The following is a 26,653-nucleotide window of genomic DNA, read 5'->3' as shown; positions in this document are numbered from 1 at the left end:
GTTCGGGTCGGCGATTCGGACCGTCCCATTCGGCATCAGTCGTCGTATCGCGGCAGCGTGACATGACGACACGTAACTCGAGGCGAGAGGCCTTCGACGTGGCAGCACCGCAGAACTACCTCGCAGTCATCAAAGTCATCGGTGTCGGCGGCGGTGGTGTCAATGCCATCAACCGGATGATCGAGGTCGGTCTCAAGGGCGTCGAGTTCATCGCCATCAACACCGACGCGCAAGCCCTGTTGATGAGCGACGCCGACGTCAAGCTCGACGTCGGCCGTGAACTCACCCGCGGACTCGGCGCCGGCGCCAACCCGGCCGTCGGCCGCAAGGCCGCCGAAGACCACCGCGAGGAGATCGAGGAGGTCCTCAAGGGGGCCGACATGGTCTTCGTCACGGCCGGTGAGGGCGGCGGCACCGGCACGGGCGGCGCGCCCGTGGTCGCCAACATCGCGCGCTCCCTCGGCGCCCTGACGATCGGTGTGGTCACCCGGCCGTTCACCTTCGAGGGCCGCCGTCGCGCGAACCAGGCGGAGGACGGCATCGCCGAGCTCCGCGAAGAGGTCGACACCCTCATCGTCATCCCGAACGACCGGCTGCTCTCCATCTCGGACCGCCAGGTCAGCGTGCTCGACGCCTTCAAGTCGGCCGACCAGGTCCTGCTCTCCGGCGTCCAGGGCATCACCGACCTCATCACCACGCCCGGCCTGATCAACCTCGACTTCGCCGACGTCAAGTCGGTCATGTCCGAGGCCGGTTCGGCGCTCATGGGCATCGGCTCGGCCCGCGGCGACGACCGCGCGGTGGCCGCCGCGGAGATGGCGATCTCCTCGCCGCTCCTGGAGGCGTCCATCGACGGCGCCCGCGGTGTGCTCCTCTCCATCTCCGGCGGCTCCGACCTCGGTCTGTTCGAGATCAACGAGGCGGCGCAGCTGGTCAGCGAGGCGGCCCACCCGGAGGCGAACATCATCTTCGGCGCGGTCATCGACGACGCGCTCGGCGACGAGGTCCGGGTCACCGTCATCGCCGCCGGGTTCGACGGCGGCCAGCCGCCGGCCAAGCGGGACAACGTCCTGGGATCGGCCTCCAGCAAGCGCGAGGAGCCCGCTCCCGCCGGCCGTCCCACCGAATCGTCCCGTCCGGGACCGGCCTTCGGCGGCCTCGGCAGCGTCACCCCGCGCGAGGAGCCCCCGGCCCCGGAGCCGGTCGAGCCGGCCCCGGTGAACGAGGCCCCCGCGACCCCGGTGACGCCCCCGCAGGTCCCGCCGACCCGTCTGCACCAGGACAGCCAGGCCGAAGAGCTGGACGTGCCGGACTTCCTGAAGTGATAGGCGAAAGCTCCGGAACGAGCACTGTGAGCGGCGCGCACTTCGCCTTCACCGACCGGTGGGGCGGGGTGAGCGCCGTTCCGTACGAAGAGCTCAACCTCGGCGGAGCGGTCGGCGACGACCCCGACGCCGTCCTGCGGAACCGCGAACTGACGGCCAAGTCCCTGGGCGTCGACCCCGCCCGGGTGGTCTGGATGCACCAGGTGCACGGCCGGGACGTCGCCGTGGTCGACGGGCCCTGGCCCGCGGACCAGGAGATTCCGGCGGTCGACGCCGTCGTCACCGCCGAGCGCGGTCTCGCCCTCGCGGTGCTGACCGCCGACTGCACTCCCGTACTCCTCGCCGACCCGGTGGCGGGCGTCGTCGCCGCGGCGCACGCGGGCCGTCCGGGCATGGTCGCCGGAGTGGTGCCCGCGGCCGTCGAGGCCATGGTGGACCTGGGCGCGGAGCCCGGCCGGATCGTGGCCCGCACCGGCCCCGCCGTCTGCGGCCGTTGTTACGAAGTGCCCGCGGACATGCGCGCCGACGTCGCCGCCGTGGAACCCGCGGCGTACGCCGTCACGAGCTGGGGCACACCGGCGGTCGACGTGACCGCCGGGGTGCACGCGCAGCTGGAGCGGCTCGGGGTGCGCGACCGGGAGCAGTCGCCGGTGTGCACGCTGGAGTCGGGTGACCACTTCTCGTACCGCCGCGACCGCGTCACCGGTCGGCTCGCGGGCTATGTCTGGCTGGACTGATGGGGCATGACGGACCGTAAGTCGGAACTCGCCACGAACCTGGCGAATGTGGAACAGCGCATCGAGGCGGCCTGCGTGGCCGCCGGGCGCAAGCGCGAAGAAGTGACCCTCATCGTGGTCACCAAGACCTACCCCGCGAGCGACGTACGCGCGCTCGCGGAGCTCGGCGTCCGGCACGTCGCCGAGAACCGCGACCAGGACGCGGCGCCCAAGGCCGCCGCCTGCGCGGATCTGCCGCTGAGCTGGCACTTCGTCGGTCAGTTGCAGACCAACAAGGTGCGTTCCGTGGTCGGTTACGCGGACGTGGTGCAGTCGGTGGACCGGCCGAAGCTCGTCACCGCGCTCTCGGCCGCGGCCGTCCGGGCCGGGCGGGAGGTGGGCTGCCTGCTCCAGGTCGCCCTCGACGCCGGGGTGAGCGGCCGCGGGGAGCGCGGTGGCGTGGGCCCCGGTGGAATCGAAGAGTTGGCCGGTCTCGTGGCCGACGCCCCCGGCCTTCGGCTCGACGGTCTGATGACGGTCGCGCCGCTCACCGGGGAATACGCGGGACGGCAACAGGCGGCGTTCGAGCGGCTGATGGATTTGTCGACTGCCCTGCGCGTGGCCCATCCGGCTGCGAACATGGTCTCGGCAGGTATGAGTGCGGACCTCGAACAGGCCGTTGCGGCCGGTGCGACACATGTGCGCGTCGGTACAGCGGTACTCGGAGTCCGACGCGGGCTCGGGTAACGTCGCCAGGAAGTCGGACCACAGCAGAAAATATGGTCATCCCCGCCCCTGAGCGGGGATGACTCGTGGATCGCGGGAAGTTGGTGACGACCTCTCGATCCACCACAGAGCGGAGGACTCAGAGCATGGCCGGCGCGATGCGCAAGATGGCGGTCTACCTCGGCCTCGTGGAGGACGACGGTTACGACGGCCGGGGCTTCGACCCCGATGACGATTTCGAGCCCGAGCCGGAGCCCGAGCGCGACCGCCGGCGGCACGAACCACCGCACCAGTCGCACCAGTCCCACCTCGCGGACCGGGACTTGGAACGGGACGAATCGGTACGAGTGGTGCAGCCGCCGGCGCAGCGCGACCCGGCGCCGCGAGCCGCTTCGCTCGCCGCTGAATCGGGACGACCGGCGCGAATCGCCCCCGTGGCATCTATCACACCCGAACGTCAGAACCTGGAGAAGAACGCACCGGTGATCATGCCCAAGGTCGTGTCCGAGCGTGAGCCCTACCGCATCACCACGCTTCACCCCCGGACCTACAACGAAGCCCGTACCATCGGGGAACACTTCCGCGAAGGCACTCCGGTGATCATGAACTTGACCGAGATGGACGACACCGACGCGAAGCGACTTGTCGACTTTGCCGCCGGTCTGGTCTTCGGTCTGCATGGCAGTATCGAGCGAGTGACGCAGAAGGTGTTCCTGTTGTCGCCTGCTAACGTCGATGTCACGGCGGAGGACAAGGCCCGCATCGCAGAGGGCGGGTTCTTCAACCAGAGCTGAGACGCAGTGCAGTAGCCAGCAGCAGTACCGGACCGATACAGCGCGGATGCGACCAGAAGCAGGGGAGAGGGAAACGCGGACATGGGCGTGGTCTTGCAAGTGATCTACATCGCGCTGATGTGCTTCCTCATCGTGCTGATCTTCCGGCTGGTCATGGACTACGTCTTCCAGTTCGCCCGCTCATGGCAACCCGGCAAGGCGATGGTGGTCGTTCTGGAGGCCACCTACACTGTCACCGATCCACCGCTCAAGCTCCTGCGGCGGTTCATTCCGCCGCTGCGCCTCGGCGGCGTGGCACTCGACCTGTCCTTCTTCGTACTGATGATCATCGTCTACATCCTGATCACCGTCGTGAGTCAGCTGTGAACGATACGGTCTTGCCGAATGCCGACGACTACGTTGAGGTGAAGAGATGCCGTTGACCCCCGAGGACGTGCGGAACAAGCAGTTCACGACCGTCCGCCTCCGAGAAGGCTATGACGAGGACGAGGTCGATGCCTTCCTCGATGAGGTCGAAGCCGAACTGACCCGCCTGCTCCGCGAGAACGAGGACCTGCGCGCCAAGCTGGCCGCGGCCACGCGCGCGGCCGCGCAGAACCAGCAGCAGGGCAACATGCGCAAGGGCCCCGAGGGTGGCCCCCAGGACCAGCGAGGTCCCGGCGCGCCCGTGCCCGCCGCAATATCGGGCCCGCAGCCGGTCCCGCCGCAGCAGCAGATGGGCGGCCCGATGGGCGGCCCGCCGCAGCTTCCCGGCGGTGCGCCGCAGCTGCCCGCAGGCCCCAGTGGGCACGGCCCGCAGGGTGGTCCGCAGGGTCCCGGCCCGATGGGCCAAGGTCCGATGGGTCAGGGTCCGATGGGCCAGGGCCCCATGGGGCAGGGTTCGATGGGCGGCCCCATGGGCGGTCCCATGGGCGGCCACGGTCCGCAGATGCCCCAGCCCGGCCAGGGCCCCGGTGGCGACAGCGCCGCCCGTGTGCTCTCGCTCGCGCAGCAGACCGCCGACCAGGCGATCGCCGAGGCCCGTTCCGAGGCCAACAAGATCGTGGGTGAGGCCCGTTCGCGCGCCGAGGGCCTGGAGCGGGACGCCCGTGCCAAGGCCGACGCCCTGGAGCGGGACGCGCAGGAGAAGCACCGTGTCGCGATGGGCTCGCTGGAGTCCGCCCGCGCCACGCTTGAGCGCAAGGTCGAGGACCTGCGCGGCTTCGAGCGCGAGTACCGCACGCGTCTGAAGTCCTACCTGGAGTCGCAGCTGCGTCAGCTGGAGACCCAGGCCGACGACTCGCTCGCGCCGCCGCGTACCCCGGCGACCGCCTCGCTGCCGCCGTCCCCGGCGCCTTCTATGGCCTCGGCCGGCGCGGGTGCCCCGTCCTACGGCGGCAACCAGTCGATGGGTGGCAACCAGCCCGCGGGCGCGCCGTCGTACGGCGGGCAGCAGCAGATGTCGCCCGCGATGACGCAGCCGATGGCGCCGGTGCGGCCGCAGGGCCAGCCGCCGATGCAGCAGGCCCCGTCCCCGATGCGCGGCTTCCTCATCGACGAGGACGACAACTGACGGGCGTCACCACGCCATAGGCGTCGGCAGCGTTCAGGGCGGAGCCCCCGGATTCCCCGGGGGCTCCGCCCTTTTGTGCGCACCGTGCCCCGTCGTGCTCACGGTCCATGCGTCCCTCCCGGTCGGGGATGTGACGAAGGCCCGGTCCCGCCAAGCAGCTTGGCGGGACCGGGCCTTCGTCGTTGCTCTTACGCCTTGCGGAGGCGGAACGTCAGGTTCAGCGAGTCGTCCTTGAACGGCTCGCCGTAGCTGTCGTCCGCGTCGCCGGAGGCGAAGTCCGTTGCCAGGACCTCGTCGGCGATGAGCGCGGCGTGGTCCGTGAGGGCCGTGACCGTGGCCTCGTCCGTGGAGGCCCAGCGCAGTGCGATGCGGTCCGCGACGTCCAGGCCGCTGTTCTTGCGGGCCTCCTGGATCATGCGGATCGCGTCACGGGCGAGGCCCGCGCGGCGCAGTTCGTCCGTGAGCTCCAGGTCGAGGGCGACCGTGGCGCCGGAGTCGGACGCCACCGACCAGCCCTCGCGCGGGGTTTCGGTGATGATGACCTCGTCCGGAGCGAGCGTCACGGTCTCGCCGTCGACCTCGACCGACGCCGTGCCCTCGCGGAGCGCGAGGGAGAGCGCGGCCGCGTCGGCCTCCGCGACCGCCTTGGCCACGGCCTGGACGCCCTTGCCGAACCGCTTGCCGAGGGCGCGGAAGTTCGCCTTCGCCGTCGTGTCGACCAGGGAGCCGCCGACCTCGGAGAGGGAGGCGAGCGAGGAGACGTTCAGCTCTTCGGTGATCTGGGCGCGCAGTTCGTCGCCGAGCGCCTCGAAGCCGGTGGCCGCGACCAGCGCGCGGGACAGCGGCTGGCGGGTCTTGACGCCCGACTCCGCACGCGAGGCGCGGCCCAGCTCCACCAGACGGCGGACCAGGGCCATCTGCCGCGAGAGCTCCGGGTCGACGGCCGAGAGGTCGGCCTCGGGCCAGCTGGTGAGGTGCACCGACTCCGGGGCGTCCGGGGTGACGGGGACGATCAGGTCCTGCCAGACGCGCTCGGTGATGAACGGCGTCAGCGGCGCGAGCAGCCGCGTGACCGTCTCGACGACCTCGTGCAGGGTGCGAAGGGCCGCCTTGTCACCCTGCCAGAAGCGGCGGCGCGAGCGGCGGACGTACCAGTTGGAGAGGTTGTCGACGAAGGCGGACAGGAGCTTGCCCGCGCGCTGGGTGTCGTAGGACTCCAGGGCCTGCGTCACCTGGTCGGTGAGCGCGTGCAGCTCGCTGAGCAGCCAGCGGTCCAGGAGCGGGCGGTCGGCGGACGCCGGGTCGGCGTCCGAGGGGGCCCACGTCGACGTCCGGGCGTACAGCGCCTGGAAGGCGACCGTGTTCCAGTACGTCAGGAGGGTCTTGCGGACGACCTCCTGGATCGTGCCGTGGCCCACGCGGCGGGCCGCCCAGGGGGAGCCGCCCGCGGCCATGAACCAGCGCACGGCGTCGGCGCCGTGCTGGTCCATCAGCGGGATCGGCTGCAGGATGTTGCCCAGGTGCTTGGACATCTTGCGGCCGTCCTCGGCGAGGATGTGGCCGAGGCAGACGACGTTCTCGTAGCTCGACTTGTCGAAGACGAGCGTGCCGACGGCCATCAGCGTGTAGAACCAGCCGCGGGTCTGGTCGATGGCCTCGCTGATGAACTGCGCCGGGTAGCGGGACTCGAACAGTTCCTTGTTCTTGTACGGGTAGCCCCACTGTGCGAACGGCATCGAGCCCGAGTCGTACCAGGCGTCGATGACCTCCGGCACGCGCACCGCCTCGAGGGAGCAGCCCTCGTGGGTGCAGGTGAAGGTGACGTCGTCGATGAACGGGCGGTGCGGGTCGAGGTCCGACTGGTCGGTGCCGGTCAGCTCGGTCAGCTCCTGACGGGAGCCGACGCAGGTCAGATGGCCTTCCTCGCAGCGCCAGATGGGCAGCGGGGTGCCCCAGTAGCGGTTGCGGGACAGGGCCCAGTCGACGTTGTTGGTCAGCCAGTCGCCGAAGCGGCCGTGCTTGACCGAGTCGGGGAACCAGTTGGTCTTCTCGTTCTCCTGGAGGAGGCGGTCCTTGACGGCCGTGGTGCGGATGTACCAGGACGGCTGCGCGTAGTAGAGGAGCGCGGTGTGGCAGCGCCAGCAGTGGGGGTAGCTGTGCTCGTACGCGATGTGCTTGAAGAGCAGGCCGCGGTCGTCCAGGTTCTTGGTGAGCGTCTCGTCGGCCTTCTTGAAGAAGACGCCGCCGACCAGCGGGACGTCCTCCTCGAAGGTGCCGTCCGGGCGGACGGGGTTCACGACGGGCAGGCCGTACGACCGGCAGACCTTGAGGTCGTCCTCACCGAAGGCGGGGGACTGGTGGACGAGACCGGTGCCGTCCTCCGTGGTCACGTAGTCGGCGTTGACGACGAAGTGGGCCTCGGCGGGGAACTCCACAAGGTCGAAGGGGCGCTGGTAGGTCCAGCGCTCCATCTCGGCGCCCGTGAACTTCTGGCCCGTGGTCTCCCAGCCCTCGCCGAGGGCCTTCTCCACCAGGGGCTCGGCGACGACCAGCTTCTCCTTGCCGTCGGTGGCCACCACATAGGTGACGTCCGGGTGCGCGGCGACGGCCGTGTTGGACACCAGGGTCCACGGGGTCGTCGTCCACACCAGGAAGGCGGCCTCGCCCGCGAGGGGGCCGCCGGTGACGGGGAAGCGGACGTAGACGGACGGGTCGACGACCGTCTCGTAGCCCTGCGCCAGCTCGTGGTCGGAGAGGCCGGTGCCGCAGCGGGGGCACCAGGGGGCGACGCGGTGGTCCTGGACGAGGAGGTCCTTCTTGAAGATCTCCTTCAGGGACCACCAGACGGAGTCCACGTACTCCGGGTTCATGGTGCGGTACGCGTCGTCCAGGTCGACCCAGTAGCCCATGCGGGTCGTGAGCTCGGCGAAGGCGTCGGTGTGGCGGGTCACGGACTCGCGGCACTTGGCGTTGAACGCGGCGATGCCGTACGCCTCGATGTCCTTCTTGCCGTTGAAGCCGAGCTCCTTCTCGACCGCCAGCTCGACGGGCAGGCCGTGGCAGTCCCAGCCGGCCTTGCGGGCCACGTGGTAGCCGCGCATGGTGCGGAAGCGCGGGAAGACGTCCTTGAAGACGCGGGCCTCGATGTGGTGGGCGCCCGGCATGCCGTTGGCGGTGGGCGGGCCCTCGTAGAACACCCACTCGGGGCGGCCCTCGGACTGCTCCAGGGTCTTGGCGAAGATCTTCTGCTCGCGCCAGAAGTCGAGCACGGCGTGCTCGAGGGCGGGCAGGTCGACCTGGGCGGGTACCTGGCGGTACTGCGGCGGCGTCATATCGCGCTTCCTCCGGCGGACGTGCGTTCCGTTCCGTCGGAGGGACGAGAGGCTTTCTGCGCTCCCGCGGTACCACCCTCCTTGGCCGTCCTGGCGCCGGTGGCGCTCCTGACGGCCCCCTCATTGGGGTCGCGATGCCGGTTCTACTCGCTTCGGCCCGGCCGGTACGGCTGTGGGCTGCGGCTTTCCTCCGGCGGCTCCGGGGTGATCTTCACGTCGCGCTCGCCCCCGGGCTCTCACCGTCCCCGGGTCGCTCATGGCTGCGTACGTCGCTACTCGTCCCCATCCACGCTTCTCGCTCCGGCCAGTGTACGGCGCCCGGGGAGGGGCGGCCCACCGGATTTCGGCGGGCTCCGGACGGTGCGGGGCGCGCGGGCCCCACTGACCCGAATGGCGAGACGCGCGCCAACGTGTCCCGGTGCGCCCCGGTCGGCGGATTACGGGGCGGGGAGCTGGGCACAACGCATGAAGGCTCGCCGCGCGGCACCCGTGGGGCGGGCGAATCGGGCGGCGTGCCCCGTTGCCGCGGGCCTGGAGTCGATTTATCGTCCCAGCACGATTCGCGAGCAAGATCACAATATGTGAAGGGGCCGCGGCCATGGTGGCGAAGAAGACCGCCGTACAGCAGTCGGCGTCCAGCAGATCCACAGCCGCGGGGGCCGACGGGGCGGCCGGAGGAGGGGGCGGCAAGGCGTCCCGCGCCGTGAAGACCGTACGGGCGGGCAAGGCGGTGGGATCCGCCGCCGAGGAGCCGAAGAAGACCGCTACGAAGGCTGCCGCCAAGAAGGCCGCGGCCAAGAAGGGTGCCGCTGCCTCCGGTGCCTCCGGGACCGCTGCCAAGAAGGCTGCCGCCAAGGAAACGGCAGCCAAGAAGGCGACGGCGGAGAAGACGGCGGCCAAGAAGACGGCAGCCAAGAAGGTCGCGAGCAAGAAGACCGCGACCGAGGAGACCGCTGCCAAGAAGAGCGCTGCCAAGAAAACTGTCGCCAAGAAGACCGCTGCCAAGAAGACGGCGGCCGCGAAAGCCGCGTCCGAGGAGCCGGGCGCCGAGCAGACGCCACCGGTGAAGAAGGCGGCGGCCAAGAAGACCGCCAAGAAGACGGTGACCACCAAAACCGTGGTCAAGAAGACCGCGACCAAGAAGGCGGCGGCCAAGAAGACCGTGTCCGCCAAGGCGGCGGGCGGGAGCGAGGGTGAGGGCGAGGCGGGAGGAGCTGCCGTCGGCAAGCAGGTGAGCGGGGGTCGTGGCGCGTCCAAGAAGGGGACGGAGGCCACGGCGAAGGACCGGGGGACCGGCACACGTTCGGCCAAGAAGACGGCCGCGCCCGCGGCCGAGGATGCGGCTCAGGCCGCGGAGACGACGGGAGCCACGACGGTGGTTGCGAAGAAGACTCCGGGCACGGCGACGGCGACGCAGCAGGCGGAGGCCACGACGAAGGCGGGAACGGTACCGAAGGCACGGGCCGCGGCCACGCCCGGCGAGCTCGCGGTGCGGCCGGGTGAGGACCCGTGGACCCCGGCCGAGGTCGCCGAGGCGCGGACCGAGCTGATGACGGAGACCATGCGCCTTCGCGCCGAGATCGAGGCGTCCGAGACGTCCCTCGCGGGCCTGATGCGGGACTCCGGGGACGGCGCGGGGGACGACCAGGCGGACACCGGCACCAAGAACATCACCCGCGAGCACGAGATGGCCCTGGCCGCGAACGCCCGGGAGATGCTGGAGCAGACCGAGCGCGCCCTGGAGCGCCTCGACGCGGGCACGTACGGCCTCTGCGAGAACTGCGGCAACGCGATCGGCAAGGCCCGCATGCAGGCCTTCCCGCGAGCGACCCTGTGTGTCGAGTGCAAGCAGAAGCAGGAACGGCGCTCCTGAGCACGGCCTGGACGGCTGGGGCCGCATGCGTGTGCCGTACCCTCGTCCCAGTCAGGTACCTAGGTTGAGGGATTCACGTGGCAGAGGCGGAGCGCATCATCGGTACGCCGGACATCCCTGAGGCAGAGCACGGCGCCGACGGCGGCGGGCAGGACGCCGAGAGCGAGCGGCGGTCCCGGGGCAAGCGCAAGATCGCCGTGCTGTTCGGCGTGGCCCTGGTCGCGTACGCCCTGGACCTCGTCAGCAAGATGATCGTGGTCGCCAAGCTGGAGCACCACGAGCCCATCGACGTGGTCGGTGACCTGCTGCGCTTCAACGCGATCCGCAACGCGGGCGCCGCCTTCGGCATGGGCGAGGCCTACACCATCATCTTCACGGTGATCGCCGCGGGCGTGATCGTGGTGATCGCCCGCCTCGCGCGCAAGCTGTACAGCCTGCCGTGGGCGATCGCGCTCGGACTGCTGCTCGGCGGCGCGCTCGGCAACCTGACCGACCGGATCTTCCGCTCGCCCGGCGTCTTCAAGGGCGCGGTCGTCGACTTCATCGCTCCCAAGGGCTTCGCGGTGTTCAACCTCGCGGACTCGGCGATCGTCTGCGGCGGCATCCTGATCGTGCTGCTCTCCTTCCGCGGGCTCGACCCGGACGGGACCGTGCACAAGGACTGACCCGCCCCGGAGGCCGCGCGTGGGGCCTTCGGTACGGGAGTGTCCGCCCCCTCCTGCATACTCGTGGGGTGAGCACGATTCCCGAGATCCGTACCCTGCCCGTGCCCGACGGCCTTGAGGGCGAGCGCGTCGACGCCGCCATCTCGCGCATGTTCGGGTTCTCCCGTACGAAGGCCGCCGAGCTCGCGGCCGCCGGCAAGGTGCTGGTCGACGGCGCGGTCGCCGGCAAGTCCGAGCGCGTGCACGGCGGTGCCTGGCTGGAGGTGGAGATGCCGCAGGCGCCCGCGCCGGTGCAGCTCGTCGCCGAGCCCGTCGAGGGCATGGAGATCGTGCACGACGACGAGGACATCGTCGTGATCGTCAAGCCCATCGGCGTCGCCGCGCACCCGAGCCCCGGCTGGACCGGCACCACCGTGATCGGCGGCCTCGCGGCGGCGGGGTACCGCATCTCGACGTCCGGCGCCGCCGAGCGCCAGGGCATCGTGCACCGCCTGGACGTGGGCACCTCGGGCCTGATGGTGGTCGCCAAGTCCGAGCGGGCGTACACGTCACTGAAGCGCCAGTTCAAGGAGCGCACGGTCGACAAGCGGTACAACGCGCTCGTGCAGGGCCACCCCGACCCCATGAGCGGCACCATCGACGCCCCCATCGGCCGCCACCCGAACCACGACTACAAGTGGGCGGTCACCGCCGAGGGCAAGCCGTCGGTCACGCACTACGACCTGATGGAGGCCTTCCGCTCCGCGTCGCTGCTGGACATCAAGCTGGAGACGGGCCGCACCCACCAGATCCGCGTCCACATGGCCGCCCACCGCCACCCGTGCGTCGGCGACATGACGTACGGCGCGGACCCCACGATCGCCAAACGCCTGGGCCTGACCCGCCAGTGGCTGCACGCGGTGCGGCTCGGCTTCGAGCACCCCGGGGACGGCCAGTGGGTCGAGTACGCGAGCGGCTACCCCGACGACCTCCAGCAGGCCCTCGACCGGGTCCGGGCGGAGAGCGCGTGACGGCCGCGGGCGGCGTGAGCTGCCGGGTCGCGGAGGGCCGGGCGGACCTGGACGCCTGCTTCGCCGTGCGCAAGGAGGTGTTCGTCGCCGAGCAGGGCGTGCCCGAGGACCTGGAGTACGACGCGTACGACCAGGGGGCCGTGCACGTCCTCGCGGTGTCCCGCGAGGACGGGGCGCCGCTCGGCACGGGGCGGCTGCTCACGGGCGAGGCCGCGGCCGCCAAGAACGGCGGGGACGCCACCGTGGGCGCCCTGGGCAGGCTGGCCGTGCTGCGCTCCGCGCGGGGGCTCGGCGCCGGGGCCGCGCTGGTCCGGGCCATCGAGGACGCCGCCCGCGAGCGCGGACTCGCCGCCGTCGACCTGCACGCGCAGACGCAGGCACTGGGGTTCTACGAACGGCTCGGGTACGAGGCGTACGGCCCGGAGTTCCCGGACGCGGGGATTCCGCACCGGGCCATGCGGAAGGCGCTGCGCTAGCCGGGGGCCATCGGCGTGGCGGGTGATTTGCCCCCTTTATGGCCATCCGTGGCAAGGTTGAGGTCCTGATCGTGCAGACCTCGGCTCCCGGAGGGCACCCGTGGATCAACTGGCGCTGTTGCTGGTCCTGTTGCTGGGGGCCGTGGTGACCGTGCCGCTGGGGGACCGGCTCGGGCTTCCCGCGCCGGTCCTGATGACGCTCGGAGGCATCGTCCTCGCGTTCCTGCCCTTCGTGCCGAACGTGGACGTCCCGCCGGACTTCATCCTGCCGCTGGTCCTTCCGCCGCTGCTCTACGCCGCCGTGCAGCGCACGTCGTGGCGGCAGTTCGCGGCCAACATCCGCCCCATCCTGCTGCTCGCCGTCGCCCTCGTCTTCGTGACGACGGCGGCGGTCGCGGCCGTCGCGCACACGATCGTGCCGGGCCTGCCGCTGGCCGCCGCGCTCGCCCTCGGCGCGCTCGTCGCCCCGCCCGACCCGGTCGCCGCGACCGCCGTGGCCGGGTCGCTCGGACTGCCGCGGCGCCTGGTGTCGATCCTGGAGGGCGAGGGCCTGTTCAACGACGTCACGGCGATCGTGCTCTACCACGTGGCGATCGCCGCCGCCGTCAGCGGCACCTTCTCCTGGCCCTCGGCCGCCGGCCAGCTGGTGCTCTCCGCGGTCGTCGCCGTGGCCGTGGGACTCGCGCTCGGCTGGCTCAGCAACAAACTGATGGGCCTGCTCGCCGACGCGACGCTGCAGACGGGCCTGACCCTGCTCGTGCCGTTCGTCGCGTACGTACTCGCCGAGGAACTGCACGGCTCCGGCGTCCTCGCCGTGCTGACCACCGCGCTCTACCTCGCCGAGAACGCCGTCGACGCCGATGACGTGCTCGGCCGGATCACCGGCCAGTCCTTCTGGCAGATCGTCGACACGCTGGTCACCGGCGTCGCCTTCGGGCTCATCGGGCTCGAACTGCACAACGTCTTCGGCACCTCCGAGGGGCGCGAGTGGCAGATGCTCGGCTGGGGCGCCGTCGTCGTGGCCGTCGTCGTCGGCGTACGGCTGCTCTGGCTGCTGCCCGCGACGTGGCTCGCCAAGCGGCTGCACAAGCGGCGCGACTACGACGAGGAGATCCCGGTGTCGTGGCGCGAGACCGTCGTCATGTGGTGGTCCGGGATGCGCGGCGTCGCCTCGGTCGCGCTCGCCCTCGCCATCCCGCTCAAGACCGACGACGGCGCCCCGTTCCCGGGCCGCGACGAGGTCGTCTTCATCGCGTTCTGCGTCATCATGGCCACGCTCGTCGCCCAGGGCCTGACGCTGCCCTGGCTGGTGAAGAAGCTCGGCGTCCGCGCGGACACCGACGCCGAGCGGGCCCTGGAGCGCGCCCTCGCGCTGCGCGCCGCCAAGGCCGCCAAGACCCGGCTCCGGGAGATCGAGGAGGTCGAGGAGCTGCCCGAGGAGCTGTCCGAGCGGCTCCTGCGCGGCGCCTTCGACATCGGCGCCCGGATCAGCCCGGACATCCTCGACGACGAGCGGCGCGAGCGGTACGCCAAGCGCGCCGACCGTTTCAAGGCCGTCCAGCGCATCCAGCGCGAGATGATGTCGGCCGCCCGGCACGAGGTCCTCGCCGCGCGCAGCGAGCCCGGCTCCGACCCGGAGATCGTGGACCGGGTGCTGCGCCAGCTGGACGTCCGCAGCCTGCGCTGACGGGCCGGTCGCGGTCGCTCAGCCCCGGCCCGTGCGCGGCACGTGCGGCGGCGCCGGACGCGGCTCCGCGCCGTCGGGCGGCAGCTCCGCCCAGGCGGTGTTGACCCGCGGCAGCGCGTACGGATGGTGCTCGGTCAGCCAGGCGACGAGCTGCTCGCGGACCGTGACCCGCACCGTCCAGATGTCGTCGGCGTCCTTGGCGGTGGCGAGCGCGCGCACCTGGATCGTGCTGACCGTGGTGTCGGTGACCGCGAGGCCCCAGTCCCGGCCGTCCCAGGCGGCGCAGTCGCGCAGCACGTCGTGCAGCTTCTCGCGCATGGCGGCGACCGGGGCGGCGTGGTCGAGGTGGAAGAAGACCGTGCCGGTCATCTGGGCGCCGCCGCGCGACCAGTTCTCGAACGGCTTCGACGTGAAGTACGAGACGGGCATGGTGATCCGCCGCTCGTCCCAGGTGCGCACGGCGAGGAAGGTCAGCGTGATCTCCTCGACGGTGCCCCACTCGCCGTCCACGACGACGGTGTCGCCGATCCGCACCATGTCGCCGAACGCGATCTGCAGCCCGGCGAAGAGGTTCCCGAGCGTGGACTGCGCGGCGACGCCCGCCACGATGCCGAGGATGCCCGCGGAGGCCAGGAGCGAGGCCCCGGCCGCCTGCATCGCGGGGAACGTGAGCAGCATCGCGGCCACCGCCACCACGCCGATGAGGGCCGCCACGACCCGCTGGATCAGCGTCACCTGCGTACGGACGCGGCGGACCCGGGCGGGGTCGCGGTGGGCGGCCGCGTAACGCCCGTACGACGCCTCCACTATCGCCGTGGAGATCCGCACGGCGAGCCAGGCCACCGAGCCGATCAGGACCAGCGAGAGCGCTCTGCCGATGCCCGCCGAGTGGTCCTGCGCGACCTTCGTGTGCGCGTACGAGCCGCGCAGCAGGGCGGTGCACAGGACGACTTGCAGGGGCAGACGGCAGCGGCGGAGCAGCCCCCACAGGGGGCGCTCCGGCTGCAGGGCGTCGGCACGGCGCAGCGCCGTGTCCACCAGCCAGCCGACAGCCAGGGTGAGCACGAGCGCGGCGCCGACCACGATCAACGGGCGCAGGACGTTCTCCATGTCTCCGAGGGTAGGTGGAGCGGGTGGGGCGATCGAGGGTAGGTGGGGCGGGTGGGCTCAGGTGGCACGATGGCTCCATGAACATCGTGCTTTTCCATTCGACGTACGGGCTGCGGCCCGCGGTGCGCGCGGCGGCCGACCGGCTGCGCGAGGCGGGCCACCAGGTGTGGACCCCCGACCTCTTCGAGGGGCGCGTCTTCGACACCGTCGAGGAAGGCATGGCCCACCAGGAAGAGGTAGGCAGGGACGAGCTCCTCAAACGTGCGGTTCTGGCCGCCGCGCCGTACTCGGACCGCGGCCTCGTCTACGCGGGCTTCTCGTTCGGCGCCTCGGTCGCGCAGACCCTCGCGCTCGGTGACGGCAAGGCGCGCGGCCTGCTGCTCCTGCACGGCACCAGCGACATCGCCGAGAACGCGTCGGTGGACGACCTGCCGGTGCAGCTGCACGTCGCCGAGCCCGACCCCTTCGAGACGGACGACTGGCTGAGCTCCTGGTACCTCCAGATGGGCCGCGTCGGCGCCGACGTGGAGGTCTACCGCTACGCCGGGGCGGGCCACCTGTACACGGATCCGGACCTGGACGACTACGACGCCGACGCGGCCGACGCCACCTGGCGCACCGCCCTCGGCTTCCTGGAGACGCTCTAGAGGACGGGCTGGCGCACGGGCCCTAGGGCCGGCCCGTGCAGCGCCCCCTCGGGCTGCTCAGCGGTGGCTTGCACTGGAAGACCAGGTCGGCGGCGCTGCGGCTGAGGAAGCGTCCGATGCAGGTGTGGTCCGAGGTCCGGCCACGCTCGGCGCAGAACCGCAGCGCGGCCCTGCCGTCGGCGAACGGCCCCGGGGCGTAGAAGACCCAGAAGCCGGGCCGCAGCGAGGCGTAGGCGTCGCTGTGCAGGTACTGGGCCTCCGGGACCTGCCTGCGCACGGCCGCCAGCTTGCGGTCGCGGGTCGCGGGTGACGAGGTGTCCGGCTCGGAGTGGAGCTGGGCGACCCAGCGTCCGGCGCCGGGCAGCGGCTCCCGCCGCGTGGCCGTCGCGCCGGGGGACGCCGACGGGGTGCGCCTCGCCGAGGGCGTCGCGGTGGGCGACTCCTTCCGCGAGGGCGTCGTGGAAGGGGCGGACGGGGTCGCGGAGGGCGACCCGGTGGGGGTGTCCCGTGGCGCGGGCCCCGCGCTTTCGGTGGTCCGTCCGCCCGCCTCGCCGCCCGGTTCGTCCCCACCCCGCAGCGCGAGGGCCACCACGGTGCCCGCGATGAGGGCGAGGGCCACCGCGATGACCGCGACGACCACGGGCGTACGCCGTCGGGGCGCGGCGGGCGGCTCCGGGCGGACCGCGGTCACCGTCGGCGTGTACGCGGCCGCGTCCGGCGGCCCGGGCGGCGGCACGGCCGGTGGCGGCGGCCGGCCCTCGGCGACCGCCGCCAGCATCGCGTCGAGCCGCTCCGCGTCCGGGCGCAGTCCCGGATCCCGTACCAGCAGCGCCGTCAGGACCGGTGCGAGCGGCCCCGACCGCACCGGCGGCGGCACCGGGTCGTCGAGCACCGCCGCCAGCGTGGCGAGGGTCGTGGCGCGGCGCAGCGGACTGACGCCCTCCACGGCGACGTACAGGACGAGCCCGAGCGACCACAGATCGGCGGCCGGTCCCTCGCCGGTGCCGCGGACGCGCTCGGGCGCGATGTACTCGGGGGAGCCGATCAGCTCGCCGGTGGCGGTGAGCGGGTTCGAACCCTGGAGCGCGGCGATGCCGAAGTCGGTGAGCACCGCGGACGGCAGCGCACCGGGTTCCGGCGCCTCGCGCAGCAGGACGTTGGCCGGTTTGACGTCGCGGTGCAGGACCCCGGCGGCGTGGACGACGCGCAGCGCCGACAGGAGCTGCCGGCCGAGGCGCGCCGCGTCCCGCGGGGACAGCGTGCGCTCCTCCAGGAGGTCCTGGAGGGTGCGGCCGGAGAGGAGCTCCATGACGAGCCAGGGGTGCGGGCCCGCGTCGCTGTCGATGATCTGATGGATCGTCACCACGTGCGGGTGGTTGAGCCGGGCCAGGGCCCGGGCCTCGCGCAGCACCCGCTCGCGCAGGACCGCCGAGGCCTCGCCCGTCGGCTCGGGGTCCGGCGGCCGCACCTCCTTCAGGGCCACCTCGCGGTGGAGCACGGTGTCGCGCGCCCGCCACACCGTGCCCATGCCGCCGCTGCCGAGCCGCTCGATGAGCTCGAACCGTCCGTCGACCACGTCCCCCTGGCCACTCATGGCCGACAGGCTAGGCGCTTTCGGCGCTCGCGTCGGCCCGCTTCACCGGGCTTTCAGCGCACCGGTTCGCGCACCCGCTCCACCTTCTGCGTCCCGCTGAGCGTGCGGTACGAACGGGCCCAGGACGACGTCGCCTTGGGGTCCTTGCGGTCGGACACCACGTAGTAGTCCATCTGCGAGCGCTCGGCGGTCACGTCGAGGACGCCGTAGCCGTGCGAGTCCATGTCCAGCCACTTCACATGGCGGTTGGCGGCCTTGACGGCGGCGACGCCGACGAGCGACAGCGTGTGCGGCGCCACCTTCAGATAGTCGTCGACGTTGTCGGAGGTCACGGACGTGACGACGAACTCCGTGGCGGCGGACGGCGACGACGGGTACGTGGCGGCCGTGACGGGCACGTCGTTCGCCCAGGCCATGTGGATGTCGCCGGTCAGGAACACCGTGTTCTTGACGCCCTTGTCCCGCAGGTGTCCGATCAGCTCCTTGCGGTCGTGCGTATAGCCGTCCCACTGGTCGGTGTTGACGGCCAGGCCCTCCTTGGGCAGACCGAGCAGCTCGGCCAGCGGCGCGAGCAGATACGCCGGGAGCGAGCCGAAGGCCACCGGCGAGATCATCACCGAGGTGCCGACCAGCTTCCAGGCGGCGTCGGACGAGGCGAGGCCCGCCTTCAGCCAGTCGAGCTGGGCGCGCCCCGTGAGGGTGCGCTCCGGCGAGTCGACGGCGCCGCTGCCGGGCTTCGCCTGCTGCGAGCGGAACGAGCGCAGGTCGAGCAGGTGCAGATCGGCCAGCTTGCCGAAGCGCAGACGGCGGTAGACGGTGCCTTCGGTGGAGGGGCGGACCGGCATCCATTCGAAGTACGCCTGCTTGGCGGCGGCCACGCGCGCGGACCAGGGGCCCTCGGTCTCGGGCTGGTGGTTCTCCGCGCCGCCGGACCAGGTGTCGTTGGCGACCTCGTGGTCGTCCCAGATCGCGATGACGGGGTGCGTGGCGTGCATCGCCAGGGCGTCCGGGTCGGTCTTGTGGACGCCGTGCCGCTCGCGGTAGTCGGCGAGCGTGACGATCTCGTGCCGGGGCCGGTGCTCGCGCACGAGACCGCGGGTGGAGGCGTAGCCGCCGGTCGCGTACTCGTACAGGTAGTCGCCGAGGTGCAGGACCGCGTCGAGCTCGGTGCGGGCCGCGAGGTGCCGGTACGAGGAGAAGTAGCCCGCCTCCCAGTTGGAGCAGGAGACCACGCCGAAGCGGACGCCGGGCGCGGCGGCGTCGTGCGCGGGGGCGGTGCGGGTCCTGCCGACGGGGGAGTGCGCCGCGGAACCGCCCTCTACGGAGAAGCGGTAGTAATAGGTGGTCGCCTGGCGCAAGCCCCTTACGTCCGCCTTGACGGTGTGGTCGCTGGCCGCCTTCGCGGTGGTGGTTCCCCGGCCGACGACCCGGGTGAAGCCCTTGTCCTCGGCCACCTCCCAACCCACCTGGACGTCGGGGCCCTTGCCGGAGCCGGGCACCGCGTCCGGGGTCGGGGTGACGCGCGTCCACAGCAGGACGCCGTCGGGCAGCGGGTCCCCGGAGGCGACGCCGTGCAGGAAGGCGGGGCCGTCGGCGGCGTGGGCGGACCCGGTGGCCGCGAGCGGAGCGGCGAGGACGGCGGTGGCGGCCGCGGCCTTGACGACGGTCCGGCGGCGCGGCGTGAGCGCGGCGGCCCGAGGTCTCTCGGAGTCCTCGGCGGCCGCGGGCGAGTTGTTGTCTATTCGACTGGTCACGAGGAGGCACCCTACGGACCGGTAACGCCGAAAGAGCGGGCGCCCTCGAAAAGTTCGCCCGCTCTTTCACAAGTCGCCTACTGCGCTTGCGTGACAGCTCCCGATCAGGCCTTCAGTTCCTTGTCCACGGCCTTGTTGAAGTCCTCGGGCGTCATCGGCGCGTTCCGGCCGTCGGCGCCCTTGAGCTGCTTGCCGTTCATGACGAGGGCCGGGGTGCCGCCCACGTCGTCCTTGTTGGCGCTGAACGCGTCCGACATCGCCAGGGCCCAGCGGTCGTACGTGCCGTCCTTGACCGCCTTCTTGAAGGCCGCGCTCTTCTTGAGCTCGGGCACCTCGTTGGCGATCTTCAGCAGGTTGGCGTCGTCCTTGAACTTGTCGTCCGACTCGGCCGGGTGGTTGTCGGCGGAGTACAGCGCCTTCTTGTAGGCGAGGAAGGCGTCGGGCGAGACGTTCAGCGCGGCGCCGAGCGCGCTCATCGCGTTGCGGGAGCCCTCGCCCTGGAAGTTGCGGTCGAGGAAGGTGGCGCCGACGAACTGGAGCTTGTACTTGCCGTCCTTGAGGTCCTTCTCGACGGTCGGGCCGACGGCCTGCTCGAAGCTGGCGCAGATCGGGCAGCGCGGGTCCTCGTAGACCTTCAGGGTCTTCTTGGCACTGGCCTTGCCGATGACGACCGTCGTGCCTTCCTTGCCGGTGGTGTTGGCCGGCTTGACCAGCTTCTGGTCCTTGGCCTCTTCCCAGTAGCCGGGCTTGTTGCCCTGGACGACGGCGTAGCTGATGCCGCCGGCGATGGCGAGGACGCCGACGATGGACGTGCCGACGATGATCGACCGCTTGCGCTTCTCGCGCCGGCGCTCGGCCTCCTGCTGGGCGCGGATCCGCTCGCGGGCGGCCTGCTTGGAGGCCTGGCTGTTGCGCTTGCTCATGGTGGTGCTCCGTGGGTGTGTGGGACGGGTGTGGGCGTACGTACTCAGGCGACGGCGGCCGAGTACGGCGGTCCACGCCGTCCCACGCAGTGCACGAAGAGCCGGGTGCGCGCCGCCCGGGCCCGGAGCACGGGCCGCGGCGCGCGGTGCTCCGGAACGGACCGGCCGGTCACCACGGCCAGGGCGATCAGGAGCGGCCGGAAGGTGGCCGCGGCCACGGCGCGCAGCAGCTGGGCGATGGCGCGCTCGCCCCGGTGCAGCCAGGCCGCGGCGGCGAGGCCGACGCCGATGTGCGTGGCGAGCAGCAGCCAGGCCGCGGCCGGGTCGGCGTCGGCGAGCAGGGCGGCGGCGCCGTGCATCCGCTCGCCGCCCGCCATCCGGGCCAGCGGGGAGCCCACGTCGCCGCCGCCGCACAGCACGTCGACGCCGAAGGAGCGCAGCGGGCCCGCGACCGGGCCGCCCGCCTGGCCGTAGCAGACGTGCTGGCCGGTGGTGAAGACGGTGTCGGCGGCGAGCTCCAGCGGGACGAGCAGCGCGGCGATCTTGCCGAAGCCGCGCTCGCGCCCCGCCAGGGCGTACGCGATGACGTAGACGGCGGCCGTGATCGCCAGACAGGTGGTCAGCGGCAGCGGGGCCCGGGACAGCAGAATGTGCGACGCGGCGGACAGCAGCACGACGAGTGCCGTGAACAGTGCCGCGCGCACCACTCTCATCTGGGTCCCGAATATGTCCATCGCGCAAGCGAGTGTGCCATGAGCCGTCGTAAGGCATCCCTAAAGGGTCCCTGTGAATCACATGGGTCACTCGGGATCACGGGGGTGCGTCACGAGGGCTCCCGCGGGGCGCGCCGGGCCCCCGCGGCCGACTCCCTACAGCCCCGGTATCCGGCCGTTGCGGAACAGGTCGACGAAGATCTGGTGGTCGCGGCGCGCGCGGGCGCCGTACGCGTGGGCGAAGTCCACGAGGAGGTCCGCGAAGCCCGCCTCGTCGGCCGCGATCGCGGCGTCGATGGCCCGCTCCGTGGAGAACGGCACCAGGTCCGAGTGGCCGCTCTCGTCGTCCGCCGCCGCGTGCATCGTGGCGGTGGCCCGGCCCAGGTCGGCGACCACCGCGGCGATCTCCTCCGGGTCGTCGATGTCCGACCAGTCCAGGTCCACGGCGTACGGCGAGACCTCGGCGACGAGCTGGCCCGCGCCGTCCAGCTCGGTCCAGCCGAGCCAGGGGTCGGCGTGCGCCTGCAGGGCGCGCTGCGAGATGACCGTGCGGTGGCCCTCGTGCTGGAAGTACTCGCGGATCGAGGCGTCCGTGACGTGCCGCGAGACGGCCGGGGTCTGCGCCTGCTTGAGATAGATCACGACGTCGTTCTCCAACGCGTCGCTGTTGCCCTCCAGGAGGATGTTGTACGAGGGCAGTCCGGCCGAGCCGATGCCGATGCCGCGGCGGCCCACGACGTCCTTGACGCGGTAGGAGTCCGGGCGGGTCAGGGAGGACTCCGGGAGCGTCTCCAGATAGCCGTCGAAGGCCGCGAGGACCTTGTAGCGCGTGGCGGCGTCCAGCTCGATGGAGCCGCCCCCCGGCGCGAAGCGGCGCTCGAAGTCACGGATCTCCGTCATCGAGTCCAGGAGCTCGAAGCGGGTCAGCGAGCGGGCGGCGCGCAGCGCGCCGAGCAGCGGGCCCTGGGCGGTGTCCAGGGTGAACGGCGGCACCTCCTCGCTCTTGGCGCCCGTGGCCAGGTCGTGGACGCGGGCGCGGTACGCCGCCGCGTACGTGCGCACCAGGCCGGTGATCTGCTCGTCGCTCAGCGCCTTCGTGTAGCCGATCAGGGCGAGCGAGGCGGCGAAGCGCTTGAGGTCCCAGGTGAAGGGGCCCACGTACGCCTCGTCGAAGTCGTTCACGTTGAAGATCAGGCGGCCCTGGGCGTCCATGTACGTGCCGAAGTTCTCCGCGTGCAGGTCGCCGTGGATCCACACCCGGCCCGTGCGGTCGTCCACGTACGCACCGGTGTGCTGCCCGCGCTCCAGGTCGTGGTAGAAGAGGGCGGCCGTGCCCCGGTAGAACGCGAAGGCGGAGGCCGCCATCTTCCGGAACTTCACCCGGAACGCCGCGGGGTCGGCGGCGAGCAGCTCGCCGAAAGCGGTGCCGAAGACGGCGAGGATCTCCTCGCCGCGCTGATCGGCGGTGGGCTGCGGGACCGACATCGCGGGGTGCCTCCTGGTGCATGTCATTCGGGGCGGGCGTTCCGTGCCCCTGCCCTCTTCCAACGCCCGACCGTACTCCTGAGTGCCGCTCGGCTGTCAGTGACCCGGACTAGACTTCCCCGCTGTCCCCCCAGACTGTCCGCAGCCTGTCGCCGAGCGTTTCCGTTGGAGGCCAAAGCCGTGTCGAAGCCGCCCTTCACGCACCTGCACGTGCACACCCAGTACTCGCTCCTGGACGGTGCGGCGCGGCTGAAGGACATGTTCAAGGCGTGCAACGACATGGGCATGACCCATATCGCCATGTCCGACCACGGCAACCTCCACGGGGCGTACGACTTCTTCCACACCGCCCAGAAGGCCGGGGTCACCCCGATCATCGGCATCGAGGCGTACGTCGCGCCGGAGTCCCGGCGCAACAAGCGCAAGATCCAGTGGGGCCAGCCGCACCAGAAGCGGGACGACGTCTCCGGTTCGGGTGGTTACACCCACAAGACGATCTGGGCGGCGAACAGCACGGGCCTGCACAACCTCTTCAAGCTGTCCTCGGACGCGTACGCCGAGGGCTGGCTCCAGAAGTGGCCCCGCATGGACAAGGAGACGATCTCCCAGTGGTCGGAGGGGCTCATCGCCTCCACCGGCTGCCCGTCCGGCGAGCTGCAGACCCGGCTTCGCCTCGGCCAGTTCGACGAGGCCCTGAAGGCGGCGTCGGAGTACCAGGACATCTTCGGCAAGGACCGGTACTTCCTGGAGCTGATGGACCACGGCATCGAGATCGAGCGCCGGGTCCGCGACGGCCTCCTGGAGGTCGGCAAGAAGCTCGGCATCCCCCCGCTGGTCACCAACGACTCGCACTACACGTACGCGCACGAGGCGACCGCCCACGACGCCCTGCTCTGCATCCAGACCGGCAAGAACCTCTCGGACCCGGACCGCTTCCGGTTCGACGGCACCGGCTACTACCTGAAGTCCACGGACGAGATGTACGCCGTCGACTCCTCGGACGCCTGGCAGGAGGGGTGCCGCAACACCCTCCTGGTGGCCGAGCAGATCGACACCACCGGCATGTTCGAGAAGCGCGACCTCATGCCGAAGTTCGACATCCCGGAAGAGGGCTACACCGAGGTCACCTGGTTCAAGGAGGAGGTCCGCCGCGGCATGGAGCGCCGCTATCCGGGCGGCGTCCCCGAGGACCGCCAGCGGCAGGCCGAGTACGAGATGGACACCATCATCTCGATGGGCTTCCCGGGCTACTTCCTCGTCGTCGCCGACTTCATCATGTGGGCCAAGAAGCAGGGCATCGCGGTGGGCCCGGGCCGTGGCTCCGCGGCCGGCTCGATCGTGGCGTACGCCATGGGCATCACCGACCTCGACCCGATCACGCACGGCCTGATCTTCGAGCGGTTCCTCAACCCCGAGCGCATCTCCATGCCCGACGTCGACATCGACTTCGACGAGCGCAGGCGCGTCGAGGTGATCCGGTACGTGACGGAGAAGTACGGCTCCGACAAGGTCGCCATGATCGGCACCTACGGCAAGATCAAGGCCAAGAACGCGATCAAGGACTCCGCCCGCGTCCTCGGCTACCCGTACGCGATGGGCGACCGCCTCACCAAGGCGATGCCCGCCGACGTCCTCGGCAAGGGCATCGACCTCGACGGCATCACCAACCCCACCCACCCGCGCTACAGCGAGGCGGGCGAGATCCGGGGGATGTACGAGAACGAGCCGGACGTGAAGAAGGTCATCGACACCGCCAAGGGCGTCGAGGGCCTGGTCCGGCAGATGGGCGTGCACGCCGCGGGCGTCATCATGTCCAGCGAGCCGATCGTCGACCACGCCCCGCTCTGGACGCGGCACACCGACGGCGTGACCATCACGCAGTGGGACTATCCGCAGTGCGAGTCGCTCGGCCTGCTGAAGATGGACTTCCTGGGTCTGCGCAACCTGACCATCATGGACGACGCCGTCAAGATGGTGCGGGCCAACAAGGGCATCGACCTGGAGATGCTCGACCTGCCGCTCGACGACCCCAAGACCTTCGAACTGCTCTGCCGCGGTGACACGCTCGGCGTGTTCCAGTTCGACGGCGGCCCGATGCGCTCGCTGCTCCGCCAGATGCAGCCCGACAACTTCGAGGACATTTCCGCCGTCTCGGCGCTGTACCGCCCGGGCCCGATGGGCATGAACTCGCACACGAACTACGCGGAGCGGAAGAACGGCCGCCAGGAGATCACCCCGATCCACCCGGAGCTCGAAGAGCCCCTGAAGGAGACCCTGGGCCTCACCTACGGCCTGATCGTGTACCAGGAGCAGGTGCAGAAGGCCGCCCAGATCATCGCCGGGTACTCGCTCGGTGAGGCCGACATCCTCCGCCGCGTGATGGGCAAGAAGAAGCCGGAGGAGCTGGAGAAGAACTTCGGCATCTTCCAGGCGGGCGCCCGTAAGAACGGCTACTCGGACGAGGCGATCCAAAAGCTCTGGGACGTCCTGGTCCCGTTCGCCGGATACGCGTTCAACAAGGCGCACTCCTCCGCGTACGGCCTGGTCACGTACTGGACCGCCTATCTGAAGGCGAACTACCCGGCCGAGTACATGGCCGCGCTGCTCACCTCGGTGAAGGACGACAAGGACAAGTCGGCCGTCTATCTGAACGAGTGCCGCCGCATGCGGATCCGCGTCCTCCCGCCGAACGTGAACGAGTCGGTGCACAACTTCGCCGCCCAGGGCGACGACGTGATCCTCTTCGGCCTCGAAGCCGTCCGGAACGTGGGCACGAACGTGGTGGACGCGATCATCCGCTCGCGCAAGGCCAAGGGGAAGTACGCCTCCTTCCCCGACTACCTCGACAAGGTCGAGGCCGCCGCCTGCAACAAGCGCACCACGGAGTCGCTGATCAAGGCCGGCGCCTTCGACACCATGGGCCACACCCGCAAGGGCCTGACCGCGCAGTACGAGCCGATGATCGACAACGTGGTCGCGGTCAAGCGCAAGGAGGCCGAGGGCCAGTTCGACCTCTTCGGCGGCATGGGCGAGGACGACTCCAGCGAGCCCGGCTTCGGCCTGGACGTCGAGTTCTCCGAGGACGAGTGGGACAAGACCTATCTGCTCGCCCAGGAGCGCGAGATGCTCGGTCTGTACGTGTCCGACCACCCGCTCTTCGGCCTGGAGAACGTGCTCTCCGACAAGGCCGACGCGGGCATCGGCCAGCTCACCGGCGGTGACTTCTCCGACGGCGCGGTCGTCACCATCGGCGGCATCATCTCCGGCCTCCAGCGCAAGATGACCAAGCAGGGCAACGCCTGGGCCATCGCCACCGTCGAGGACCTCGCGGGCTCCATCGAGTGCATGTTCTTCCCGGCGACGTACCAGCTGGTGTCGACCCAGCTCGTCGAGGACGCCGTCGTCTTCGTCAAGGGCCGTCTGGACAAGCGCGAGGACGTCCCCCGGCTCGTCGCGATGGAGCTCCAGGTCCCCGACCTGTCGAACGCGGGCACCAACGCCCCGGTGCTCATCACCATCCCGACGGTGAAGGTGAGCCCGCCGATGGTCACCCGGCTCGGTGAGATCCTCAGCCACCACAAGGGCAACAGCGAGGTGCGGATCAAGCTCCAGGGAGCGCAGAAGACCACCGTGCTGCGGCTCGACCGGCACCGCGTGAAGCCGGATCCGGCCCTCTTCGGTGACTTGAAGGTGCTGCTCGGCCCGTCCTGTCTGACCGGCTGACCGGCTCGCCCTCCCGGGGCACGGCACGGCCGAGGGGCGCACCCGCATCGGGTGCGCCCCTCAGGTGTGCCTGAGCCCGCGTCAGTTGTGGCCGAAGCGGCGCTCGCGGTGCTTGCGGGCGACATCGCCCGGGTTCGCCTCGGCCGCGGACTTCGCCTGGGCCTCCATCGAGGACTGCTGCGCCTGCTGCTGACCGCGCTCGGCCTGGGCGGCGGCCTTCTGGTTCCGGTCGCGGTTCTTGTTCTTGGCCATATTGATCTTCCTCCTGCGAAGGATCGGGGGGCCAGGACGCGACCAGACTCACATATGCGGGACTATCCCGCATTTCGGGCACTCACCGTGCGTAATAGGGGCTGCCGGAGGGTACGGAGCGGGTACGCCACGCCGAAGATCGAGTTTCGAGCCGTTAACCTCCGCGAGGTCGGGCAGACTCGAAGCGAACCCGAAGTGACCCCCAGGACCGCAGGTCCGCGGCCGTGCACCTGTGAGACCGTTCGGGGCACCCGTGGGGAGCTTTCGGGCAAGGCCGGGCAAGCCGGGCAACCTGG

21 protein-coding genes are annotated in these 26,653 nt (G+C 71.0%); 13 read left to right on the top strand and 8 right to left on the bottom strand.

Annotated features, from left to right (window positions below; translation table 11 throughout):
- Window positions 1-98: 98 nt before the first annotated feature.
- The 6 genes from ftsZ (at window position 99) to CP982_RS12150 (ending at window position 5,113) form a co-directional block, all read left to right on the top strand.
- Window positions 99-1,325, top strand: a complete 1,227-nt coding sequence (gene ftsZ / locus CP982_RS12175; protein ID WP_150510540.1) for a cell division protein FtsZ — start codon at window positions 99-101, stop codon at window positions 1,323-1,325.
- A gap of 26 nt (window positions 1,326-1,351) precedes the next feature.
- Complete coding sequence (gene pgeF / locus CP982_RS12170; RefSeq protein WP_150510539.1) at window positions 1,352-2,062, top strand: peptidoglycan editing factor PgeF; 711 nt, start codon at window positions 1,352-1,354, stop codon at window positions 2,060-2,062.
- Window positions 2,063-2,068: 6 nt separating this feature from the next.
- The gene (locus CP982_RS12165) at window positions 2,069-2,788 is read left to right on the top strand and encodes a YggS family pyridoxal phosphate-dependent enzyme (RefSeq protein WP_150510538.1); all 720 of its coding nucleotides are present in this window, start codon (window positions 2,069-2,071) and stop codon (window positions 2,786-2,788) included.
- Window positions 2,789-2,913: 125 nt separating this feature from the next.
- On the top strand, window positions 2,914-3,561 hold the full coding sequence (locus tag CP982_RS12160) for a cell division protein SepF (RefSeq protein ID WP_150510537.1): 648 nt from the start codon (window positions 2,914-2,916) through the stop codon (window positions 3,559-3,561).
- A gap of 81 nt (window positions 3,562-3,642) precedes the next feature.
- On the top strand, window positions 3,643-3,927 hold the full coding sequence (locus CP982_RS12155) for a YggT family protein (protein ID WP_030679335.1): 285 nt from the start codon (window positions 3,643-3,645) through the stop codon (window positions 3,925-3,927).
- 46 nt (window positions 3,928-3,973) lie between these two features.
- On the top strand, window positions 3,974-5,113 hold the full coding sequence (locus CP982_RS12150) for a DivIVA domain-containing protein (RefSeq protein WP_144002947.1): 1,140 nt from the start codon (window positions 3,974-3,976) through the stop codon (window positions 5,111-5,113).
- 188 nt (window positions 5,114-5,301) lie between these two features.
- On the opposite strand, the gene ileS is transcribed toward CP982_RS12150, so the two are convergent.
- Window positions 5,302-8,445, bottom strand: a complete 3,144-nt coding sequence (ileS, locus tag CP982_RS12145) for an isoleucine--tRNA ligase (RefSeq protein ID WP_150510536.1) — start codon at window positions 8,443-8,445, stop codon at window positions 5,302-5,304.
- Window positions 8,446-9,043: 598 nt separating this feature from the next.
- Here ileS and CP982_RS12135 point away from each other — a divergent pair.
- From CP982_RS12135 to CP982_RS12115, 5 genes are all read left to right on the top strand, one after another.
- On the top strand, window positions 9,044-10,318 hold the full coding sequence (locus CP982_RS12135) for a TraR/DksA family transcriptional regulator (RefSeq protein ID WP_150510535.1): 1,275 nt from the start codon (window positions 9,044-9,046) through the stop codon (window positions 10,316-10,318).
- 77 nt (window positions 10,319-10,395) lie between these two features.
- Window positions 10,396-10,983, top strand: a complete 588-nt coding sequence (lspA, locus tag CP982_RS12130; RefSeq protein ID WP_150510534.1) for a signal peptidase II — start codon at window positions 10,396-10,398, stop codon at window positions 10,981-10,983.
- A 68-nt stretch (window positions 10,984-11,051) separates the two neighbouring features.
- Window positions 11,052-11,993, top strand: coding sequence for an RluA family pseudouridine synthase (locus tag CP982_RS12125; RefSeq protein WP_150510533.1), 942 nt, complete (start codon window positions 11,052-11,054; stop codon window positions 11,991-11,993).
- Entirely contained in the window at window positions 11,990-12,469 is a 480-nt protein-coding gene (locus CP982_RS12120; protein ID WP_229878924.1) for a GNAT family N-acetyltransferase, read from the top strand. Before CP982_RS12125 ends, CP982_RS12120 begins: the two co-directional genes overlap by 4 nt.
- 100 nt (window positions 12,470-12,569) lie before the next feature.
- Complete coding sequence (locus CP982_RS12115; RefSeq protein ID WP_150510532.1) at window positions 12,570-14,156, top strand: Na+/H+ antiporter; 1,587 nt, start codon at window positions 12,570-12,572, stop codon at window positions 14,154-14,156.
- 18 nt (window positions 14,157-14,174) lie between these two features.
- Here the strand turns inward: CP982_RS12115 and CP982_RS12110 are convergent, their stop codons facing one another.
- A complete protein-coding gene (locus CP982_RS12110; RefSeq protein WP_150510531.1) occupies window positions 14,175-15,266 on the bottom strand; it encodes a mechanosensitive ion channel family protein in 1,092 nt (363 codons plus the stop codon).
- A gap of 77 nt (window positions 15,267-15,343) precedes the next feature.
- On the opposite strand from CP982_RS12110, the gene CP982_RS12105 reads away from it, so the two are divergent.
- Complete coding sequence (locus tag CP982_RS12105; RefSeq protein WP_150510530.1) at window positions 15,344-15,913, top strand: dienelactone hydrolase family protein; 570 nt, start codon at window positions 15,344-15,346, stop codon at window positions 15,911-15,913.
- A 22-nt stretch (window positions 15,914-15,935) separates the two neighbouring features.
- On the opposite strand, the gene CP982_RS12100 is transcribed toward CP982_RS12105, so the two are convergent.
- The 5 genes from CP982_RS12100 to CP982_RS12080 all read right to left on the bottom strand — a co-directional run bounded on the left by CP982_RS12100 (window position 15,936) and on the right by CP982_RS12080 (window position 22,382).
- Complete coding sequence (locus CP982_RS12100; RefSeq protein WP_150510529.1) at window positions 15,936-17,507, bottom strand: serine/threonine-protein kinase; 1,572 nt, start codon at window positions 17,505-17,507, stop codon at window positions 15,936-15,938.
- A 53-nt stretch (window positions 17,508-17,560) separates the two neighbouring features.
- Window positions 17,561-19,261: an alkaline phosphatase D family protein gene (locus tag CP982_RS12095; RefSeq protein ID WP_184924955.1), complete on the bottom strand. Its 1,701-nt coding sequence runs from the start codon at window positions 19,259-19,261 to the stop codon at window positions 17,561-17,563.
- Between the two features lie 104 nt (window positions 19,262-19,365).
- Complete coding sequence (locus tag CP982_RS12090) at window positions 19,366-20,184, bottom strand: thioredoxin domain-containing protein (protein ID WP_150510528.1); 819 nt, start codon at window positions 20,182-20,184, stop codon at window positions 19,366-19,368.
- Window positions 20,185-20,228: 44 nt separating this feature from the next.
- Entirely contained in the window at window positions 20,229-20,918 is a 690-nt protein-coding gene (locus CP982_RS12085) for a hypothetical protein (RefSeq protein ID WP_150510527.1), read from the bottom strand.
- A 135-nt stretch (window positions 20,919-21,053) separates the two neighbouring features.
- Window positions 21,054-22,382, bottom strand: a complete 1,329-nt coding sequence (locus tag CP982_RS12080) for a DUF2252 domain-containing protein (protein WP_150510526.1) — start codon at window positions 22,380-22,382, stop codon at window positions 21,054-21,056.
- 180 nt (window positions 22,383-22,562) lie between these two features.
- On the opposite strand from CP982_RS12080, the gene dnaE reads away from it, so the two are divergent.
- A complete protein-coding gene (dnaE, locus tag CP982_RS12075) occupies window positions 22,563-26,105 on the top strand; it encodes a DNA polymerase III subunit alpha (RefSeq protein ID WP_150510525.1) in 3,543 nt (1,180 codons plus the stop codon).
- An 81-nt stretch (window positions 26,106-26,186) separates the two neighbouring features.
- Here the strand turns inward: dnaE and CP982_RS41665 are convergent, their stop codons facing one another.
- Window positions 26,187-26,357 carry a hypothetical protein gene (locus CP982_RS41665; RefSeq protein ID WP_170316405.1) on the bottom strand — a complete coding sequence of 57 codons (171 nt, stop codon included), beginning with the start codon at window positions 26,355-26,357 and terminating at the stop codon, window positions 26,187-26,189.
- Window positions 26,358-26,653: the final 296 nt, after the last annotated feature.

Source organism: Streptomyces spectabilis (genome assembly GCF_008704795.1).
GTDB classification, from domain to species: domain Bacteria; phylum Actinomycetota; class Actinomycetes; order Streptomycetales; family Streptomycetaceae; genus Streptomyces; species Streptomyces spectabilis.
The sequence above is the reverse complement of the archived record's forward strand: the minus strand, read 5'-3'. Positions and strand labels throughout refer to the sequence as shown.